A 19,259-nucleotide genomic window follows, 5' to 3' on the forward strand; every position below is an offset into this window, starting at 1 on the left:
GTGATCGCGGACGCGGCGCTGGCGGGCCCGCCGCGATCGGTCGAGACGGCCGTGATCCTGCAGGCCGTCACGCTGGCCGCGACTCCGCTCCTGCTGCCGCACGGCCTCTACTACCCGCTGCCCATCAGCGCGGGCCTGCTCACAGCCGCGTTCCTGGCCGGTGCACGGCTCGGCCCGGCCGCGACCCTGCGCGCGTTCGCCGTGACGGCCGCGGCGATGGCCTGCCATCTGCGGGTCAGGCACGCGCACTGGGTGCTGGACCATCCGGTGCCGGTCACCGCCTTCACCCTGATGATCACCGTGATTCCGTGGCTGGGCGGCCGGCTCAACGCCACCTACCAGGACCGGCTGTCACAGATGGCCGTCCTGGCCGAGCGGCGCGAACACGACGAGCGAGTCGCGCTCCACCACGCCGTGGCCGAGGAGCGGCGCGCGATCGCCCGCGACCTCCACGACGTGATCTCCCACCATGTGAGCGCGATCGGCATCCACGCCGGCGTCGCCCGGATGGAGCTCGCCGGCTCACCCGCCGACGCGCCGCTCCGCCGCTCGGTGTCGGAGATGGAGACCGCCAGCCGGTCGGCGCAGGCCGAACTGCGGCGGCTCCTGGACGTCCTGCACGGCCAGGCCCCATCACCCGGACGGCATCAGCCCGGCATGGCCGACGTCAGCTCCCTGCTGGAACGGGTGCGGGCCGCCGGGCTGAACATCGACCTGGACGCCCCCGACGGGCTGCCCGAACTGCCCGAATCCCGAGACATCGCCCTCTACCGGATCCTCCAGGAAGCCCTCACCAACGCCCTCCGGCACGGCGACGGCGGAACCGCCCGGGTCGCGCTCCATCAGCGGCCCGAAGGGATCGCACTGACCGTCACCAACCCGTTCCGCAAGCCCTACACGCCCGGCCGCGGCCTGATCGGCATCCGCCAGCGGGTCGAACTCCTGGGCGGCACCGTCCGCTGCGGACCGGACGAGGACGGCGCCCACTGGCGTCTCGCCGTCACCTACCCCTGGGACGAGGAATGACGATCCGGATCCTGCTCGCCGACGACCACGCCATGTTCCGTTCCGGCCTGCGCGCGGCCCTCCACACCCAGCCCGACCTCGAATGCGTCGCCGAGGTGGCCGACGGCCGCGCCGCCGTCACCCAGACGGCCCTGCTCCGACCCGACGTCGCCGTCCTCGACATCCGGATGCCCAAGCTCGACGGCCTGGCCGCGGCCCGCGCGATCCTCGCCGCCCCGGGCAACACCACCCGCGTCCTCCTGCTCACCACCTACGACCTCGACGACTACGTCCACCAAGCCCTCAGCACGGGAACCAACGGCTTCGTCCTGAAAAGTTCGCCTCCCGAAGAACTGCTCACCGCGGTCCGCGCCGCCGCCCGAGGCGACACCACCCTCGACCCGCTCACCACCCGCCGTCTCGCCGACCGCATCACCGCGGCCCTGCGAATGCCGCCCCCACCCCGCGAACTGGCCCGCCTCACCGCCCGCGAACACCAGGTCCTCCTCCTCATCGCCGAAGCCCGCACCAACCCCGAAATCGCCGAAGCCCTCGCCATCGGCGAAGAAACGGTCAAGACCCACGTCTCCCGCATCCTCGCCAAACTCTCACTCCGCGACCGCATCCAAGCCGCCGTCTACGCCCACCGCCACAACCTCGTCCCCTGACCAACGCCCTGGAGACACACCTCCTGATCGAACGCCTCGAACCGTGGTTTTGAGGAGCTCGTTCATGTGGTCGACGGCCTGGTCGAGGGGGACCTTGACGGTTTCGCCGGTGGCGCGGGTGGTGATTTTCGATGGTTCCTTCGGCGAGGCCGCGTTTGCACGGTGGCATTCGATGATCGAGGCCATGGAACGTTCGACACCGATGCCGTAGCTGCCCATGGTCTTCGCCGACCTCGGCGGGGCACATGAACTCGGTGGAGGCCGAACCGCCCATGCTGCCGCTGGAGGCGTCGACGAGGATCGCGGGCAGCCCGAGCCGCTGGAAGATCCGTACCTAGGCCGCGTAGTGCTTGTCGAAGGCGGTGTCCAGACCGGAGGCGTCCAGGTCGAAATGGCGTCACCAGGCGATGAGTGCCTATCGGGTCAGGCGCAGCAGCACTCTGGGGTCGGCGATTCCCTGCAGCACTCCGGCTTCCACCTGCCGCAGGCCCGCTCCGGGGTCGAGGCCGAGCTCGTCCAGGAGTCCTCGGCGCGCACGCTGATAGGCGATGAGGGCGTCTCCGGTGCGGCCGCTCGTCTGCAGTGCGGAGATGAGCAGCTCCCAAAGACGCTCCCGCAGCGGATACCTGGCCACCAGCCGCTCGAGTTCGCCGACGTCGTTGTCCTTCAGTCCGGCGGCCATCCTGGCTGCGAAGAACCCCTCGTAGGCTTGGAGCCGCAGTTCCTGGAGGTAGCCGACCTCTGCCAGAGCCCAGCCGAAGACCTGGCAGTCAGAGATCGCCTCGCCTCGCCACAGACCGAGAGCACCGCCGAAGGTCTTCGCGGCCTCGGCGAACCGGCCCTGCGCCGAGAGGCGTCGCGCGTTGCCGCTGAGCTCCTCGAAGCGGTCCTGATCCACTCGGACGACGTCGGGCCGCAGAAGATAGCCGGGATCCCGCCTGCGGATCAACCGGGTGCAGCCCGTCCCCGACAGGGCGGAACCCAACTTTGCGATGTGGCTGTGGAGGGTCCTGAGGGCCGTCCGCGGCACGCCTTCTCCCCACAGGGCCTCGGAGAGTCCATCGGCGGTCACCATGGTTCCGGACCTGAGAGCGAGCAGCGCGAGCAGGCTCCTTCGCCGAAGAGGCAATTCGATATGGCGGCCGGAGCAGCGGACCTCGAGCGGACCCAGAAGGTCGACGGTCCACAACTCGGCTCGGACTCCCCTTGCCGCGTCCGTCGCGGCCTGGTCGAATGCGGAGTTCATTATCGGTCCGATCTTTTCGCGTGTGCCGTTTCGGCGATGGGCGGACGGCCCGGTGAGGGCCATCCGCCCAGGCGACGCCTTATTCGTGCTCGGTGACCTCGAAGATCTCATCCGCCACAAGGCCATGGGCCTCTCGGTGCACCGTGTTGGCGGCTTCCGCGTCCGGAGCCTCGACCAGGCAGAAGACCTTGCCCGCCTTTTCATCGACCCAGTAACGCTTGTATTCCACACCATGCCGGCCCTGGAATTCCAGGTCCTTCTCGTGAGCGCCGGCGACAGCGTCGGCGGTCACTCCATCGATGTTGTGGACATCCATGTACAACGGCAACGCAATCTCCTTGAAGCTGAGTGGCGGCCGAAGCCGACATTCTCGGTTGACCAGACGAACGTACGGCTCTCGGCTGAATCGCCACTGAAATCTCACTGATGCGAAGTCCCCGCGTGGGCGAACGGCGATCCCGCGCGGCAACCGTGCGGCAACAGGGTCGTCGAACCGGAAGGAAACAAAACGCATCACAACGGTTGAACGGAACAACCCGAAAAACGGAGGACCTGATGATTTCGGTTAAGCGTGTCGCAGGCGCGGCCATCCTCTCGGCGGCTGCCGCCGTAGGGCTCGCGGCTGCGCCTGCCGAGGCCGCGGGCGAGCACTGCAATCTGTACATCGACCCCAATTCCCCGGTGTACGCGTGGGTGGTGAACGCCTGCACCCCGCGCAATTCGTCTGACGTCCTGACCTCGACCGTGTATTGGGGCTCGGACACCTTTGAGGACGACCGGCTGTTCGTCCGTTCGAATCCGGCGCGGAATGACCAGTTCTACGTCTACACCAACTGGCTCGACGAAGACGGCGAGCAGGGCGACGAGATCTACGCCAGGGCCTGGTTCCGTACGCCGAGCGGCTCCACCTACTCGGTCAAGTCCAATGAGGTCCACGGCTATTGGGAGAACTTCTGACCGCCAGGCCGGTGACGGACGGGGCAACCTGATCACGTCAGCCGGAGCCCGATGAGCCGTGCTCGACCCTTGAAGGCAAGGGTCGAGCACGGCGGAGGGAGCCCATCACCGGCTCCCTCCGCCGCTGCACGCAAGAGCGGGTTACCAGTACCCGGTCACGGTGTTGGAATCGATCGAATAGGTGCTGCCGTTCGGCCGGACGAAGAGGTTCTTGGTGAAGATCTCGTCCGCGCCGCTGTCCTCGTTGAAGGTGGCGTAGTACTTGGTGAAGCTGTCCAGGGGGGTGGTGGGGTAGAACCTGCTGAACAGCAGGTCGTCGTCATCGAACCAGCCGCCGTCCTTACCGTAGTAGGTGGTCCGGTAGAGGAGGTCGCCGGATTCGGCGGGCTGGCAGGACTGCTCGACGAGGACGTAGGTCTGGTTCTGGTGGGGCTCGACGTAGAGCCTGCAGCCTGTTGCCGCATGAGCCGAGCCGGTGCCCACGGCCGTCATCGAGGCGGCCGTCAAGGCGATCATCGCGCCCTTGGCCAGAAGAGAGGTCTTGCTCACGAGTGCTTCCCTACATGCTGGTTTTTCATCGGTCGAATGATGAGATGTGGTGCCACTCGTTCGGGGTTCGCAGGCCCGGTTGCCAGACGGTTGCCACGCGAACGGTCAAGGGGAAGGGGTGGGGATTCGATGAGCGTCGTCGTGCGGTTGCTGGGCCCGGTGGATGTGACCGTGGACGGAAACGTCCATCCGACTCCAGGACTGAGACGCAAGGCCGTTCTCGCGCGGCTGGCCATGCGGCCGGGCGAGGTCGTCAGCGTCGACGGACTGATCGACGCCGTCTGGGGAGGCGACCACCCGGCGACCGCGCAGAACACGCTGCAAAGCCACGTCTCCTATCTGCGGCGAGTCCTGGGTGCGCATGATGTGATCACGGCCCGCGCCCCGGGGTACAGGCTGGCCCATGCCACGACGGATCTGCGCCTGGCCGAGGACCTGATCGAGGAAGCACAGGCGCAGATTTCACCTGAGCGGCGGTTGTCCCTGCTCGATCAGGCCTTGCGGTTGTGGCGCGGGCGTCCGCTGGCCGACGTGACGGAGCTGCCGTGGTTCGCGCATGAAGCCGAACGTCTGGAACGAGTCCGGCGGGACGCTCAGCGGACAGCGGTGGAGTGCAAGCTCGAACTCGGCCTCCACACGAAGCTCGTTCCCGAGCTGGAGGCGCTGACCGACCGCTACCCGTTCGACGAGGACCTCCAAGCTCAGCTGGTCATCGCGATGTACCGCAGCGGACGGCAGGCCGACGCTCTGGCGATCGTGCGGCGGACACGGATCCGGCTGCGTGACGAACTCGGCATCGACCTGAGCGCTCAACTGCGCGAACTGGAGAGCGCGGTTCTCCGGCAGGATCCGGGACTGGATCTCGTGAAGCCGACTCCGGCCGCCTTGGGGGCACCGGTTCGGACGGTGAGCTCGACGCCCTCGCTCGTCGAACGCGCGGCCGCGATCGAAGCGATCGAAACGGTGCTGGATCGCGTGGTGAGCGCCGGCACCGGCGGCGTGCTGGTCTTCGAAGGGCCTGCCGGATTCGGCAAGACCAGCGTGCTGGACCACGCGGGTGCGAAGGCGGCGGCCCACGGATTCGCCGTGTTGACGGCCCGAGGCACCGAACTGGAAACCGACTACGCGTGGGCCTGCGCCGAACAGTTGTTCCGCCGGCACGCCGACGTGGCGGAGGTGCTGGACCGTCGGCCGGGCGCCACCGACTCGGGACCGGCGGGCGAGTACCCCATCATCAACGCGCTCTACTGGCTGGTCAGTGATCTCGCGGCACGCGGCCCGGTCCTGATCGTCGTCGACGACCTGCATTGGGCGGACTCCGCGTCGGTGCGGTTCCTCGCCTATCTGGCGGCACGCCTGGACGGGCTGCCGGTCGCGCTGGTGATCGGAACCCGGCCGGTGCCCGAACGGCTCGGCAACCTCGTGTCCGTCATCGGCGGGTTCCCCTTCTCCACGACGCAGGTCCTGCGGCCGTTGTCGCTGAGCGGATCGGCAGACCTGATCGCAGAGGTGATCACAACGGGGCCGGATCAGGAGTTGATCGAACAGGTTCATGAGCTCTGCGGCGGCAATCCGTTCCTGCTCAGAGAAGTCGCCCGTGGCCTGTCTGGATCCGGTGCCGACGGGGAGACCGGAAAAGTCGATCTCAGTGAGATGGTCGGGGACTCCCCGGGCTTCGCGCGGTTCGTCTCCGACCAGCTACGCCCTATGCCGGCACGCTCCGTCGAGGTAGTGCGCCACCTGGCCGTCTCCGGCGACTGGACGGGCAGCGACCGGCTGGCGAAGACCACCGGGCTCGGCACGGCCGAGGTATTGGACGCCTTGGCGTCGCCGCTGTCCAGCCGGCTGGTGGTCTCCTCAGGAACCCCCGCGCGATTCTCCTTCGCCCACCCGCTGATCCGCCGGGCCGTGTACGACGCCCTTCCCGTCGGGCTGCGCACCGACCTTCATCTGCGCGCCGCCGACGTGGCCGTCCAGAGCCAGGACCTGACCATGGCCGCCACTCACCTCCTCCACGTTCCACCGGGCATCGGCGATCATGATCCTGTGCCCGTTCTGGGCGCCGCCGCCAAGATCGGCCTGTCGCGCGGGTCGGTGGAGGCCGCCGTCACCTTTCTGCGCCGCATCCTCGATGAGGATCTCGGCGACCACCGGCCCCGGGCGGTCGCCGAGCTCGGAATGGCGGAAGTGCTGGTCGACAACCAGCGTGCCATCGAACACCTGTCGGAGGCGCTCAGCCTCGAGTCCGACAGCGAGAAGCGCGCACAGATCTCCCACGTCCTGGCCACCGCCCTGTGGCTGGACTGCCGCCCGAGAGACGCGGCGCAGATCTGCAAGGCCGCGCTCGAGCGTGAGGCCGAGGCCTCGCCCGGCGCCCGGCAGTCGCTGCAGGCGCTGATCGTCCTCATGGCCTACACCGCACGGTACGCCTCCGACCTCATGGAGCTCATCGACGTCTACAAAGCGCAGACCATCGACCCGTCCATCGGAGGTCTCAGCCTGCTGAGCTGCTTGGCCGACCACGATATGCACCAGAACCGACGCGAACGTGCAGAACAGCAAGCCCTGGAGGTCCTTCGCGGGGACAACCTGCGCAAGCTGCTGCGGGACCCGCTGGGCGAACAAGGCGCGAGCATGGCGTGGTACACCCTCACCGCCTGCGATTCCCCGCACACTCTGCCCTCCCTGGAGACGGCACTCGACCACTATCTGCGAGCCGGCTCGCTGCGGGGAATCGGACCCGTCTACTTCTATCGGTCCCGAGTGATGTACTCCTACGGCTACCTGGCCGACGCGCTCAGCGACGTCCGGCGATCCTGGGAGGCGGTAACGCTCAGCGGACAGCCACTGGGCCAGACCTACATCATCGACGTCCTGCTCAGGACGCTGGTGTCGATGGGAAAGACCGACGAGGCCGTAGCGGCGCTGCGGGCCTTCGAGCAGACCGACTGGTCAGGGCTCACTGCCACGATGCACGTCGCCGGTGCGAGCGCGGTCCACCTGGCGATCGGTGACGTCCAACGGGCCTATGAGACGGCGCTCGCCGCCCGCGACGACTGCAGGACCCGCCCGATCGTCAACCCCGTCGTCGCCGACTGGCACGGCCCGATGGTGCGCTGCCTGACCCTGCTCGGACGCCATGACGAAGCTCAGGCCACCGCACGCGAAATGCTGGAGGTCGCCACCGAATGGAACACCCCGCGAGCGGTCGGCAAGGCCCTCAGGGCGGTCGCCTCCACTGAACCGCACGATCGCGAGGCCGTCGATCTGCTGGAAGAGTCCGTCCGCGTCCTCCAGCCGACGCCCGCCAAACTGGAACTCGCGCGATCGTTGCACGCGTACGGGAACGCGCTCAACGGAGCCGGTCATACCGCCGACGCCATCACCCACCTCTACCGGGGGCTCGAACTCGCGATCCTGTGCGGCGCCATCCCCCTCAGGAACTCCATCACCCACACTCTCCACACCATCGCCGGCCATCGGTTCGTCCCTCCCGTCGTGACGGACCTCACGCCCATCGAGACCGAGATCAGCGCCCTTGCGGAACGCGGAGCCACCGAACGGGAGATCGCACGAGCCCTCCACCTCACGCTCAACGCCGTCCAGGAGATCGCGACGACCATCCGGAAGAAAAGGGCGTGAGCCGAACCGGCGGGTGGAAGGCGAGCGGTGACCACCGCGCGGCAACAGGGTCGTGTTAGAGATTTGCGCGAGCGGTGTCGACCGGCCCGGTGTCTTTCGGTTGACCCGCCTCATCGAACTATCGTGAACGGAGTTGCTCAAGAGCATGGACAAGGTGAATTCACGTGCCTATCGTCCGGAAGACGCAGGGGCGGTGACCGGTCTGCTCAATCTGATTGCTCAGGCCAGTGGGGCGCAGCTCGAACTGCCCGTCGCCGCGGTGGAGAACGTCATCAAGACCGAGGTCAGGGATCTCGGCGAGGACACGCGCGTGGTCCTGGACGGCGAGGGAAGGCTGGTCGCCGTCGCCCTGGTGCGTCTTCCGCCTGAAGGCGGATTCCGGGTGAGCCTGACCGGCGGCGTCCATCCGGATGCGCAAGGCCGGGGAATCGGGCGCGATCTGCTGGCTTGGCAGCTCGATCGGGCGGGGGCTCGCCACGCGGAGCTCGCACCGGACGCGGCTTGGGAAGCGGAGGTCGATGCGGGCGCCGACAACGCCTCCGCCGTCCGCCTGTACACGCGGAGCGGATTCCGGGTCGAACGCTTCTTCCTGGAGATGTCGGCGGCCACCGGAGCGCCCCCGGCCGTGCCGCCGGTCGAGGGAGTGGAGATCGTTCCGCTGGGCCAGGATCGAGCCCCTGAGGTGCACGCCGTGCACATGGCGGCGTTCCACGGGCTTTGGGGGCACCAAGATCGATCCTACGAGGACTGGGCTGCGCTCACCTTCCGGTCCGAGACGTTCCTGCCCGAGCTGGCCCGGCTGGCGGTCGTCCGCGGCGAGGTCGTCGGTTATGTCCTGCCGTACGCGGACGGTCCGCAGGCCCTCTACATCGGTCAGGTCGGTACCAGTGGGGCTTGGCGCGGACGAGGTGTGGCGAGCGCTCTCCTCGCCGACCTTCTCGGCGCCGCCGGCAGATCCGGCTACGTGAAGGCCGCGTTGGAGACCGACGCCGGCAGCGCGCACGGTGCGTCGGGCGTCTACGAGCGCGTCGGATTCGCCGTCGACCAGCGCATCGTCGTCTACCGCCACGCCCTCTGACGAGGCCGGGAAGTGCGGGAGTCCGCGAGCACGGTGCCGCCCGGCGGGATTCCGCGACCTGACAGCCGGGCCTACTTCTCCAAGGGACGCCCGTAGAACAGCCTCGCGTGGCCGGACTCCGCGCATTCTTCCACCCAGCGCCGCCCGCACACCCCGCACCGGTAGACGCTGGTCTGGCTCCGCGGATCGCGTTCCAGGAGCTCCATGAGATCCGTGATGGCCCCCCAGTGCTCCGCGAGCCGTGTCTCGGGAGGTGAGGTCGCGGACGAAGCGAACCGCTCGTAGCCGCAGGCGCAGTCTACGGCGATCGGCAGGTAGCCGTGGGCACGGGCCCAGCCGAGAATCCTGCTGCTCTTACGGCGCGACCGCCGGCCACGGTGGACGGGCGGCTGCCGTGCGAACCACTCCGAGAACGCCAGGGTGTCGATCCCGGGATGAACGAGCGCACCGGCCAAGGCGTCGTGCGCGTGGTAGGAGCGGTTCGTGTGGTGCCGGTCAGGTCCGTAGGCTTCCCGCGCCGAACGCCGTACTCGCTCAGCCGGGTAGGCCCCCTGGCGGCACAGCGCGAGCCGGGCGAGCTTGGTGAGGGTGCTGGGGAACAGGCCGAAGGCGACCGGATCGCCGGGGGAGCCCTGGGCGATGTCGAACACCGCGTCGATGAGATCCGCGGGCACCTCCGGGATCGCTCCCGGAGGAGGGAAACCGCCGCGAAGATATTCGATGATCGACCACTCGGCGGGATGGTATCCGCCTCCCGCCCTGATGACCGAGCCGAGGAGGCGCCCGGCGGCGGCCCCGGCGATCAGCCGCTGCGCGGGAGCCAGGCTGCGGACGGGCGCCAACGCGATGGCGGGGTCGGCTACCTCGTAGACCACGAAATCGCAGGTGCGAGGGGTGAGAGTGCTCAGTGTCGCGTTGATCTGGTCGGCGTCCGACAGCACGATGAGACGCCGATGATCTCCCGGCTCCGGCCCTGCGGAGAGCTCGTCCATGGGGGACACCGCCTCTCGTCGGCGACGCTGAAGAACGGCGGCAGGAGAGCACGGCCTCGCCACCACGTTCGCCCAGTTTAGAGAGAGTCACCTGGGTCGTGCGCCACCGCGAACCTCGCGGCAACCGAGCGGCAACCCGTGACTTCGAGAGCCGCAATGATCTGCGGGCGCTCGGTCTCGCCGTCTTCACCTGGGCCGGGCTCAGGTCGACGCGGTCGCCTTCGCCTCGATCGACTGGACGGTCCGCTGGACCGCGTTGACCGTCATGGCGAGGGCGGCCGCGACGTCCCGCGCTGTCAGGCCTGCTCCCGTGAGCTCGGCCACCTTGCGTTCAGCCGGGGTCAAAGCCGTGACCACCGGGCGAGGGAAAGGGTGATCGCCCAGCTTGTGGAGAGCGGCCGTGATGCTGTTCCTCAGGGGCAGCGCACCGCACAGGGCGGCGAGTTCGAGTGCTCGGTGCAGCTGGAACAGGGCGTCGTCGCGGCGTCCGGCACGGGCGAGCGCCTTTCCGTGGGCCGCCCGGGACTCGGCGAGTTCGAGATGGTTCGGGCTGTCCTCGAGCATACGGACGGACGCGGCCGACATCTCCAGTCCGCGGTCCGCCGGCTCCACGGAAGCGGCGACTCTCAGCGCCCGTCCGACGGCGCGAGGGGTCGCCCATTCCTCTGCCAGATCCAAGAGCTCATGCGCGACGACGCGGGCGTCTTCGTGCCGGCCCAGTTTGCTGAGGCAGTGAACCATCGGCGCACGCCAGTTCGACACGATGGGATTGTTCAGGGGGCGGCTCTGGCAGTCGTCCCGGCCTGCCAGCAGCGTCTCGAAGGCCCGCTGCACGTCACCGGCCGCGAGATGTACCGCGACCTCGCCGTTCAGGTAGAGGCCGGTATTCACTCCGGACGGTTCCTCGGCCTTGAAAGCGGCCAGTGTCGATCGCGCTTTCTCGGTCTCGCCCATGGCCACAAGGGTCTGCAGCAGCGGATCGAGGAGATAGGGCTTTCCCATGTTCATGCCGCCGAGAACCGCGGACTCCCACGACCACATGAGATCGGTGAGGGCGTCGTTCAGGTAGCCGTGCGCGTGCATGACCGCGCCTCGGTAGAAGTACGCCGGGGCGAGGCCGCGCATGGTGCCGCTCGCCTTGTAGTGATCGATCGCGGTCTCGAGAGCGGGCAGTGTTCGCGGTGAGTCGCAAGGGATGAGGGCGTACCAGGCGCAGCTCACCGCTTGGTCGCCGAGCGGTGCGGCGATCAAACGGCGCAGATTCTCCGTTCGGATCACCTCCAGACCGTAGGTCTCGGTGAGCGGGCGCTGGTTCTGGGACAACGCGTGGATCGCGAGAGCTCCTTGGAGCGTCAACCCTCCGATGGAGGTCTCGGGCTGCTGACCGGCGTAGGCGCCGACGAGCTCTTTGAGATCAGATGCGGAGCGGGAGCCGTACGCGCACTGGATGATCAATGCCTGGAGCGCCTGACGGGATCCGTGGGAAGCCCCGGCTTCGCGTTCGAGGGCGGCCTTGCAGACCTGGACGGCCTCCCGGACACGGCCGTTGAGGAACATCGCGCTGGCGAGGACTTCAGCGATCTGCGCTCGGGACTCGGCGTCCTGCTCAAGGCTGAGCGCGTCGGCGAGACGTTCGATGGCCCGCGGAGTGTCGACCAGGACCTCGGCCATGCCGAGTTCTGTGACGACTCGGGGCCGCTGGTCTCCGAGGTCCTCTTCCAACATGCGGCGGAGAAACGAAACGGCGCTGTCGACGGAGCCGCGCGCCAGGCTCGTCTCGGCAGCGGCACGGAGAAGGGGAACGGGGTCGTGCCCGCCGGCGCCGGGAGGCACGTGGAGCAGGTGGGAGGCGGCCAGGGTCTGGTCGCCTGCCCGCAGCGCCGTATCGACGATCTTGAGATGGAAAGCCGTGCGCAGCCCGACGGGAAGGGTGTCGTACACGGTCCGGCGAATCAGCGGGTGGGCGAAGGAGAACCTGATCGGCACATCAGAGGCGACGACGAGCTGACACGCCAGAGGCGGAGCGAGCGCCTCGAGGACTTCCGCAGGGTCGGCCTCGACGATTTCGGCGAGCCGGTCACTGGCCGCACCTTCCCCGACGACGGCGAGGGCGCGGACGACTTTCACCGAAAGCGCGGGCAAAGGGCGCAGTTGATCGGTGACGAAGTGCACGAGACTCGGGGAGCCTTTGGCCGGCACGTCCGCGGTGAGGGCGTCTCCGCTCTCCAGATGCCGGACCAGCTCCTTCATCAGGAAGGGATTTCCCCGGCAGAGATCGTGGCACTGCCGTACCAGCCGCTGGTCCGGCTGCTCGGCGGCGACCGAGGCCAGCAGCCCGGCCGAGCCCTCCAGGGTGAGCGGCTGGACGACCCGGGTGGTGGCGAAGGGGAGCCCGGCCATGACCGAGACGTAAGTGTTCAGCCTTTCGTACGCCGGTCGGGTGGCTATGGCCAGGACGACGGGAAGGGCGTCGAGTCGTGCGGCCAGAAAGGCCAGGAACCGCACGGAGGCGGCGTCCGCCCAGTGCAGGTCGTCGAGCAGGATCAGGAGAGGGCCTTGGGAGGCCAGATCGCTGATCGTCCAGAACATCGCGTTGATGATCGGATATTCGCCCCCGCCGCCCGACGCGGCGGGCACTCCGCCGTGACGGAGAAGAAGCTGGTCAGCGCAGCCCCAGGCATGATCGGTCTCCAGCTCGGTGCCCCGAGCGGTGAGGATGGTGAATCCACGGGAGGTGGCCCTGGCGACGGCATGGCTCAGCAGGCTGGTCTTTCCGATGCCCGCCGAGCCTTCGAGGAGGAGAACACTTCCCGACCTGGCGCTCACCGTCCTTTCCAGCGCCTGGTCGATCAGCTCGATCTCCTCGGCTCTCTCGACCAGAGCGGGCCTGCCGCCGGTCGGCCGTGGGCGCGGTGCGGAAGCCGGCCCGGGTGCCGTCCGTCCGAGATCGAGCCCGGGATCCTGCCGGAGCACCGCGCTTTCGAGGTCGCGGAGTTGCGGGCTGAGGTCGATGCCGAGCTCGTCGCGCAGGAGCCCGCGCACCCGCTGGAGGAGCGCCAGTGCGTCGGCCTGCCGTCCGTTGCGGTACAACGCGATGACCAGTTGCGCCTGCAGGTCCTCATCGAAGGGATGGCGAGCCGTCAGGCTTTCGAGTTCCGGGACGAGCTGCGCGTGCATACCCAGGTCCATCTTGCATTTCACGGCTGCTTGATGCGCATCGCGCCGGATCCGCTCCAACCGGTCTGCTTCGGGCCCGAACCAGGACAGATCCGCGACGTCCGCCAAAGGACGTCCCCGCCACAGTTTCAAGGCGCTGTCGAGGCGGATCAGCCGTTCACCGGGATCTCCCTGTGCCTGGGCGTCCTCGATCAGCTTCTCGGCGGCGGCCAGGTCGGTCGACACCGTTCCCGACAGCGCGTACCCGGGTGGGCGGGCGACGATCACCTCCGGCGCCTCCAGGACGCGGCGCAGGTAGGACACGTGTGACTGCAGGGTGTTCTGCGCCGTCGCAGGGGGGTCGTCCCCCCATACCGCGTCGATCAGCCTGTCGACGCCGACCACTTCGCCCGGTCGCAGAGCCAGGCGCGCCAGCACGGCTTTGCGCCGCGTCCCCGGAGTCGGCCGGATCGTCTCACCCACCAGGACCTCGACCGGACCCAGCAAGCGCACCACCACCGACATGAAGACCTCAGCAAACTTCTCAACGGGACATCGCTAGGGGCGCTTTGTGAAGCGACCCCAGCATCGTCGTATCGAAACCCGAGCTCCGCAAGCCGGGGCTCCCGTGTGCCCGGTAGGTCTCCAAGGCAGGCGGCCGTACGGGCCTCTGGGCCCGGACGACGATGGCCCCTCCACGAGGTGACGGTTCGTGGAGGGGCCATGGCCGTGCCCTCGGCTCAGGGGGCGAAGGCCGTGGCGATGGCGTGGCTGTCCTCGTGCATGTGGTAGCGGATGATCTTGCCGTTGTCGATGGTGAAGTGGAGGGCGAAGGCGTTGGTGAAGGTCTTGCCGGTGGAGATCACTCCGAAGACGCAGCGGCCGGTGGCGACGGCGTCGTCGCCGTCGACGAGGACGCCGGTGAGGGTGAACTCCTCGGCCGGGGTCAGGTACTCGCCGAACAGGGGGAAGAATCCGGCGACCTCGGCTTTGGTGGTGCGGGGGCCCGTCCAGGGGACGGTCGGGGCGCCGGGGACGTCGAAGTCGACGGTGTCGGCGAACAGGTCCAGCAGGTCGGGAGCGCCTGCGCCGAAGCGCGCGAAGAAGGTCTCGACGGTCTCGCGGGTGGTACTCATCTCTGGCGCTCCTCAAGCGGTGCGGGCGGGACCGGGTGGCTCGCCCCTGTGGCCTCAACACTGCCCGAGCCGCGCACACCCCAGGAGTGGCCCGCAGGCCAAACAGTGAAACAATCGGGCCATGCACAGAGTCGTCGTGCTCGCCCTTCCCGGAGTCGTCCCGTTCGAGCTGGGCATCCCCGCACGGATCTTCGGCGCCGCGCGCGACGGCGACCAGAGCCGGCTGTACGAGGTGCTCACCTGCAGCCTGGACGGGCTGCCGGTGCGAACCGACGCCGACTACGCCATCACCGTCGAGCATTCGGCCACGGTCATCGCCACAGCCGACACCCTGGTCATTCCGCCCTCACACGCGCTCCACGACATCTCCCCGGACGGAATGCTTCCCGACCCGCTAAAGGCCGCGTTCTCCCAGCTCAGGCCGGGTACGAGACTGGTCGCGATCTGCACCGGCGCGTTCGTTCTCGGCGCGGCCGGCCTCCTGGACGGGCGGCCGTCGACCACGCACTGGCGGCTGGCGTCGCAGTTGGCCCGGCTGTTCCCCCGCACCACGGTCGACCCCGACGTGCTCTTCATCGACGACGGCGACGTGCTGACCTCGGCGGGTGTCGCGGCCGGTATCGACCTGTGCCTGCACATCGTCCGCCGCGACCACGGCAGCGCGGTCGCCAACGGGGTGGCCCGCACCTGCGTCGTCCCGCCCTCCCGGGACGGCGGTCAGGCCCAGTTCATCGAACGTCCCGTCCCCGAACCGCAGTCCGGCAACACCGCCGCGACCAGAGCCTGGGCCCTGGACAACCTGTCCCGGCCACTGTCCCTGGACGAGCTCGCCGCCCACGCGGCCATGAGCAAACGCACCTTCACCCGCCGCTTCCGCGCCGAGACCGGCCTCAGCCCCGGCCAGTGGCTCACCGGCCAGCGCGTGGAACTGGCCCGCAGTCTCCTGGAGACCACCGACCTGCCCATCGACCTCATCGCCGACCGCACCGGCCTGGGCACCCCCACCTCCCTGCGCCAGCACCTCCGTAACAGCCTGGGAGTCACCCCCAGCACCTACCGCCGCACCTTCACCAACGCCTAGGACGCCCCGCGGCCGGGCGAGCCCTCAAAGCAGGCCGGGGAGTGAGGCCACCGAAGGGAGCAGGTGGGTGTGGGGGTGGCGGCCCAGGGTTTCCAGGGGTGAGGCGCCGGTCAGCACGGCCACGGCGAAGCCCGCACGGGCGTTGCGGGCCGCGCCCAGGTCGTTGGGGGTGTCGCCCGCGACGAGCACCCGCGCGACGTCGGTGACACGGGCCAGTTCCATGGCGCGGTGGATGAGGTAGGGGGCGGGACGGCTCAACGGCACGTCGTCGTCGGTCACCAGGCCGTCCACTGTGCCGCCGACCGTCCAGCCGAGCGCCCCGAGGATCGATGCGGCGATGTCGCGCGAGTAGCCGGTCTGGAGCACGACCTTGACCCCGGCCGATCGCAGCGCGGCGAAAGCCTCCAGGGTGCCGGGGATCGCGGTCGGCGGGTTCTCGGCGTAAGCCGCGGTGAGCCGTAGGACGAAGTCGCCGTACACGTGCTGGACGGTCTCCGCGCCGGCGGCCCCGTCCAGTTCGGTGAGCAGCCCGGCGATCGCCTCGTCCTTGCTGGTCCCGGTCCACCGGTGGAGGACGTCGTCGGGCACGGGACGGCCGAGGTGCGCCGCGACGGCCTGCCCCACGGCGCGGTAGACGGCGCCGCCCTCCTGGACGGTGGTCCCCGCCATGTCGAGGGCGGCGAGATCGAAGGCGGCGGTCATCGGGATTCCTTCGGGTCGGACATGTCGCGGACGACGGCGAGCCGCCGGGTCCGGGTGTTGGCGATGGTGAAGGTGGCGCGGTCGGGCCGGTAGCGGTCGTCGGCGTACTCGACGGGCACGCCCTCGCCGGTGGTCGCGGTGCGGCGTTCCCGCAGGAGCGGACTGCCCTCGGCGAGCTCCAGCAGGCGCGCGTCGTCGGCGGGCGCGGCGATCGCGTCGATCGTGTGGGTGGCGGCGGCGAGATCGGCGCCCCGCGCGAGCAGGCCCGCGTAGATGGAGCCCGTGTCGGTGTCGAACTCCAGCAGCAGCAGCCCGAGCTCCAGCACCCACGAGCTGCGTTCCAGCATCACGGGCTGCCCGTCGATGAGCCGCAGCCGCAGCACGTCGATCACCGGATCGCCGGGCTGGAGGCCGAGCGCCGCGGCGGCGTCCGGGTTCGCTCCGCGCCGGGCGATCTCGATGGTGCGCTGGCCGGGACGGTGCCCGGCCAGCTCGGCCCACGCGGTGAACGACAGGAAGGTCTCGAACGGCTGCCCCATCGGCGGTCGCCGGACGACCGGCTGCCGCCCCTGCCCGCCCTCGATGAGCCCTTCGTTGCGCAGCGCCGACAGTGCCTGCCGGACGGTTCCCCGTGACGCGCCGAACTCCTCGGCGAGCCGCGCCTCGGAGGGCAGCGGCCCGCCGACCGGCAGGGAGCCGTCGGTGATCCGTCCACGCAGCGCTCCGGCGAGCTTCGCGTACAGGGGTTCGGAGGACATGAGATGACCATACAAGTGAAAGGAGGAGCGCTGTCAACGCTGGGAATGCTCCAGATATGACCAGGTAAATGGGCCATGAACTTGTCTGTACAAGAGCGGTCGCCCGATTGACTGGCCGGTCCTCCGCCGGACAGCCTTCTCGCCGTGACCCGTTTGCGAGTGAACGCCCCGCCCAGCTCCCCGGTCGACCTTCTGGTGGTCGGTGCGGGCATCGTGGGCCTGGCCCACGCCGTCGAAGCGCACCTGCGCGGCCTGTCGGTCGCGGTCGTCGAACGCGACGCCTTCGCCGCGGGCGCCTCCGTCCGGAACTTCGGGCACATCTGCACGACCGCCCAGGACGGAACGTCCCTCACCTACGCGCTGGCCGCGCGGGAACGCTGGACCTGGCTGGCCGCCGAGGCCGGCTTCACCGCCCTGGAGTGCGGCACGGTCGTCGTGGCCCGCCACCGTGACGAGATGGCGGTCCTGGAGCAGTTCGCGGAGGTCCGAGGCCGCTCCCAGGCCGTTCTGCTCGACCGTGCGGGCGTCACCGCCCATCTTTCCGTCCACGATGGCAGCGTCATCGGCGGCGCGCACCTGCCCCTCGACCTGCGGGTCGATCCCCGGGAGGCGATTCCCGCGCTGGCCCGCTGGCTGGCCGGGCGCGGCGTCCCGATCTCCTGGGGTACGAACGTGCTCGGCGTCGAGCCGGGCCTGGTACGCACCACACGGGGGGACGTCCGCGCCTCCCGGGTCGTCGTCGCGGTCGGCCACGACGTCGACCGGCTCCTCCCCGAGCTCGCCGAGGACGCGGGCCTGACCCGCTGCCGGCTGCGGATGCTCCAGGTCGCCGCCCCGGACGGTCTGCGGGTGCGTCCCGGCGTCCTGACCGGCACGTCGCTCCTGCGCTACGGCGGCTTCGCTTCGCTGCCCGCCGCCGCCACCGTCGCCGAACGGGTCCGCCGGGACACGCCCGAGCTGGTGGCCGCGGCCGTCAACCTCATGTTCACCCAGCGTCCGGACGGCGACCTCGTCCTCGGCGACACCCATCACTACGCCGCCACCCACGAGCCGTTCGGCGACGAGGCACTGTCCGAGCTGCTGCTCCAGGAGGGTGCGCGGCTGCTCGGCGTGGCCGGGCTGCGGGTCCGCAAACGCTGGCACGGCGTCTACGCCTCCGCGCCGGAGCCGTTCCTCGACCGGGACGCGGCCGACGGCGTGCGCGTCGTCTCGGTCACCTCCGGCATCGGTATGACCACCGCGCACGGCCTGGCCGCCGCGGTCCTCGACTCCCTCCTCTGAAACCCCCCGTCCAGCAGAACCCGAAAGGTCCCCTGATGCGCCGCACTCTGGCCACCTCCGTTCTCCTTCCCCTGTCCCTGTTCGGCCTCGCCGCCTGCGGGGACGACGCCGGGCCCAAGGACGGCACGTCCGCCGCGTCCGCGACCTGCCCGAACGGCAAGATCCGCTTCGGGATCGAGCCGTACGAGGACCCCGCGAAGCTCACCCCCGCCTACCAGGCGCTCGGCAAGGCACTGGAAGCCAAGCTGAAGTGCCCGGTCGAGATCCAGGTCGTGCAGGGCTACTCCGCCGAGATCCTCGCGATGCAGAACGGCAAGCTGGAGCTCGGCCAGTTCGGCCCGCTCGGCTACGTCTTCGCCAACCGCCGCGCGGGAGCGGAGGCCGTCGCGAGCTTCGCCAACCCCGACAAGTCACTGTCCAGCTACAAGGCGGGCATCTGGGTGCCGAAGGACAGCCCGATCCAGACGATCGCCGACCTCAAGGGCAAGAAGCTGGCGCTGTCCGAGGCCGGTTCGACCTCCGGTGACGCCCTGCCGCGCTTCGCGATCCGCAAGGCCGGAATGAAGGACACCGACGTGTCCCTCAGCTACGCCGGAGGCCACCCGCAGGCGCTGCTGGCCCTCACCAACGGCAAGGTCGACGCCGCCGAGATCAACACCCAGCAGCAGGCGACCGCCGCCCAGCAAGGCAAGTTCGACGCCTCGAAGTACCGCCAGGTCTGGGCGTCCGACCCGATCCCCAACGACCCGATCACCGTCGCCAAGGGCCTGGACCCGGCGTTCAAGAAGGCGCTCACCGACGCGCTGCTGTCCCTCGGCCCGCAGGAGGTCGCCCAGGTCGGCGCGTTCCTCGACGTCGAGCCCGGCCCGCTGGTCGCGGTCTCCCAGCAGACCTACCAGCCGCTGTTCGACCTGGCCGACACCCTCGGCCTCACGGAGAAGGACGCCTGACGTGGCGTTCGCCGGAGAGAAGAGGACCCCGCGGGCGCCCGGTGCGCCGGCGGGGTCC

General features: G+C 69.3%; 16 protein-coding genes. 8 read left to right on the top strand and 8 right to left on the bottom strand.

Annotation, left to right across the window (positions count from 1 at the left end; genetic code table 11):
• Together ACYVE7_RS12550 and ACYVE7_RS12555 are read left to right on the top strand one after the other, a co-directional pair.
• The coding region (locus tag ACYVE7_RS12550; protein ID WP_460364813.1) for a sensor histidine kinase at window positions 1-1,026 on the top strand (1,026 nt) is incomplete at its 5' end.
• Window positions 1,023-1,673 (top strand): response regulator, encoded by a 651-nt coding sequence (locus ACYVE7_RS12555; protein WP_460364814.1) that lies wholly within the window; start codon window positions 1,023-1,025, stop codon window positions 1,671-1,673. The genes ACYVE7_RS12550 and ACYVE7_RS12555, both read left to right, overlap by 4 nt.
• A 415-nt stretch (window positions 1,674-2,088) precedes the next feature.
• Here ACYVE7_RS12555 and ACYVE7_RS12560 read toward each other — a convergent pair whose 3' ends face one another.
• A complete protein-coding gene (locus ACYVE7_RS12560; RefSeq protein ID WP_460364815.1) occupies window positions 2,089-2,919 on the bottom strand; it encodes an AfsR/SARP family transcriptional regulator in 831 nt (276 codons plus the stop codon).
• Window positions 2,920-2,998: 79 nt separating this feature from the next.
• Window positions 2,999-3,247 carry a DUF4242 domain-containing protein gene (locus ACYVE7_RS12565; RefSeq protein WP_460364816.1) on the bottom strand — a complete coding sequence of 83 codons (249 nt, stop codon included), beginning with the start codon at window positions 3,245-3,247 and terminating at the stop codon, window positions 2,999-3,001.
• Between the two features lie 227 nt (window positions 3,248-3,474).
• Here ACYVE7_RS12565 and ACYVE7_RS12570 point away from each other — a divergent pair, with 227 nt between their 5' ends.
• On the top strand, window positions 3,475-3,876 hold the full coding sequence (locus ACYVE7_RS12570) for a hypothetical protein (RefSeq protein WP_460364817.1): 402 nt from the start codon (window positions 3,475-3,477) through the stop codon (window positions 3,874-3,876).
• 141 nt (window positions 3,877-4,017) lie between these two features.
• Here ACYVE7_RS12570 and ACYVE7_RS12575 read toward each other — a convergent pair whose 3' ends face one another.
• Window positions 4,018-4,425, bottom strand: a complete 408-nt coding sequence (locus ACYVE7_RS12575) for a hypothetical protein (protein ID WP_460364818.1) — start codon at window positions 4,423-4,425, stop codon at window positions 4,018-4,020.
• 129 nt (window positions 4,426-4,554) lie between these two features.
• Between ACYVE7_RS12575 and ACYVE7_RS12580 the strand changes: the two genes are divergently transcribed.
• Window positions 4,555-8,067, top strand: coding sequence for a BTAD domain-containing putative transcriptional regulator (locus ACYVE7_RS12580; RefSeq protein WP_460364819.1), 3,513 nt, complete (start codon window positions 4,555-4,557; stop codon window positions 8,065-8,067).
• Window positions 8,068-8,260: 193 nt separating this feature from the next.
• The gene (locus ACYVE7_RS12585) at window positions 8,261-9,145 is read left to right on the top strand and encodes a GNAT family N-acetyltransferase (RefSeq protein WP_460364820.1); all 885 of its coding nucleotides are present in this window, start codon (window positions 8,261-8,263) and stop codon (window positions 9,143-9,145) included.
• Between the two features lie 71 nt (window positions 9,146-9,216).
• On the opposite strand, the gene ACYVE7_RS12590 is transcribed toward ACYVE7_RS12585, so the two are convergent.
• The 3 genes from ACYVE7_RS12590 to ACYVE7_RS12600 all read right to left on the bottom strand — a co-directional run bounded on the left by ACYVE7_RS12590 (window position 9,217) and on the right by ACYVE7_RS12600 (window position 14,429).
• Window positions 9,217-10,137 carry a hypothetical protein gene (locus ACYVE7_RS12590; RefSeq protein ID WP_460364821.1) on the bottom strand — a complete coding sequence of 307 codons (921 nt, stop codon included), beginning with the start codon at window positions 10,135-10,137 and terminating at the stop codon, window positions 9,217-9,219.
• A 201-nt stretch (window positions 10,138-10,338) separates the two neighbouring features.
• Complete coding sequence (locus ACYVE7_RS12595; protein ID WP_460364822.1) at window positions 10,339-13,818, bottom strand: BTAD domain-containing putative transcriptional regulator; 3,480 nt, start codon at window positions 13,816-13,818, stop codon at window positions 10,339-10,341.
• A gap of 215 nt (window positions 13,819-14,033) precedes the next feature.
• Window positions 14,034-14,429, bottom strand: coding sequence for a nuclear transport factor 2 family protein (locus tag ACYVE7_RS12600; protein ID WP_460364823.1), 396 nt, complete (start codon window positions 14,427-14,429; stop codon window positions 14,034-14,036).
• A 121-nt stretch (window positions 14,430-14,550) separates the two neighbouring features.
• Between ACYVE7_RS12600 and ACYVE7_RS12605 the strand changes: the two genes are divergently transcribed.
• Window positions 14,551-15,510 carry a GlxA family transcriptional regulator gene (locus ACYVE7_RS12605; protein ID WP_460364824.1) on the top strand — a complete coding sequence of 320 codons (960 nt, stop codon included), beginning with the start codon at window positions 14,551-14,553 and terminating at the stop codon, window positions 15,508-15,510.
• Between the two features lie 24 nt (window positions 15,511-15,534).
• Here the strand turns inward: ACYVE7_RS12605 and ACYVE7_RS12610 are convergent, their stop codons facing one another.
• On the bottom strand, window positions 15,535-16,212 hold the full coding sequence (locus tag ACYVE7_RS12610) for a phosphonatase-like hydrolase (protein WP_460364825.1): 678 nt from the start codon (window positions 16,210-16,212) through the stop codon (window positions 15,535-15,537).
• Window positions 16,209-16,970, bottom strand: coding sequence for a GntR family transcriptional regulator (locus ACYVE7_RS12615; protein ID WP_460364826.1), 762 nt, complete (start codon window positions 16,968-16,970; stop codon window positions 16,209-16,211). Before ACYVE7_RS12615 ends, ACYVE7_RS12610 begins: the two co-directional genes overlap by 4 nt.
• A gap of 144 nt (window positions 16,971-17,114) precedes the next feature.
• Here ACYVE7_RS12615 and ACYVE7_RS12620 point away from each other — a divergent pair, with 144 nt between their 5' ends.
• On the top strand, window positions 17,115-18,251 hold the full coding sequence (locus ACYVE7_RS12620; protein WP_460364827.1) for a TIGR03364 family FAD-dependent oxidoreductase: 1,137 nt from the start codon (window positions 17,115-17,117) through the stop codon (window positions 18,249-18,251).
• Between the two features lie 35 nt (window positions 18,252-18,286).
• On the top strand, window positions 18,287-19,201 hold the full coding sequence (locus ACYVE7_RS12625; protein ID WP_460364828.1) for a phosphate/phosphite/phosphonate ABC transporter substrate-binding protein: 915 nt from the start codon (window positions 18,287-18,289) through the stop codon (window positions 19,199-19,201).
• The last annotated feature ends 58 nt before the right edge of the window (window positions 19,202-19,259 follow it).

It is taken from the genome of Actinocorallia lasiicapitis (assembly GCF_054778695.1).

Bases quoted from the DNA above. Each gene is read 5' to 3' on its own strand.
- ACYVE7_RS12555 (WP_460364814.1), top strand. From the start codon at position 1,023: ATGACGATCCGGATCCTGCTCGCCGACGACCACGCCATGTTCCGTTCC.
- ACYVE7_RS12560 (WP_460364815.1), bottom strand. From the start codon at position 2,919: ATGAACTCCGCATTCGACCAGGCCGCGACGGACGCGGCAAGGGGAGTC.
- ACYVE7_RS12570 (WP_460364817.1), top strand. From the start codon at position 3,475: ATGATTTCGGTTAAGCGTGTCGCAGGCGCGGCCATCCTCTCGGCGGCT.
- ACYVE7_RS12580 (WP_460364819.1), top strand. From the start codon at position 4,555: ATGAGCGTCGTCGTGCGGTTGCTGGGCCCGGTGGATGTGACCGTGGAC.
- ACYVE7_RS12590 (WP_460364821.1), bottom strand. From the start codon at position 10,137: ATGGACGAGCTCTCCGCAGGGCCGGAGCCGGGAGATCATCGGCGTCTC.
- ACYVE7_RS12595 (WP_460364822.1), bottom strand. From the start codon at position 13,818: ATGTCGGTGGTGGTGCGCTTGCTGGGTCCGGTCGAGGTCCTGGTGGGT.
- ACYVE7_RS12600 (WP_460364823.1), bottom strand. From the start codon at position 14,429: ATGAGTACCACCCGCGAGACCGTCGAGACCTTCTTCGCGCGCTTCGGC.
- ACYVE7_RS12605 (WP_460364824.1), top strand. From the start codon at position 14,551: ATGCACAGAGTCGTCGTGCTCGCCCTTCCCGGAGTCGTCCCGTTCGAG.
- ACYVE7_RS12610 (WP_460364825.1), bottom strand. From the start codon at position 16,212: ATGACCGCCGCCTTCGATCTCGCCGCCCTCGACATGGCGGGGACCACC.
- ACYVE7_RS12615 (WP_460364826.1), bottom strand. From the start codon at position 16,970: ATGTCCTCCGAACCCCTGTACGCGAAGCTCGCCGGAGCGCTGCGTGGA.
- ACYVE7_RS12625 (WP_460364828.1), top strand. From the start codon at position 18,287: ATGCGCCGCACTCTGGCCACCTCCGTTCTCCTTCCCCTGTCCCTGTTC.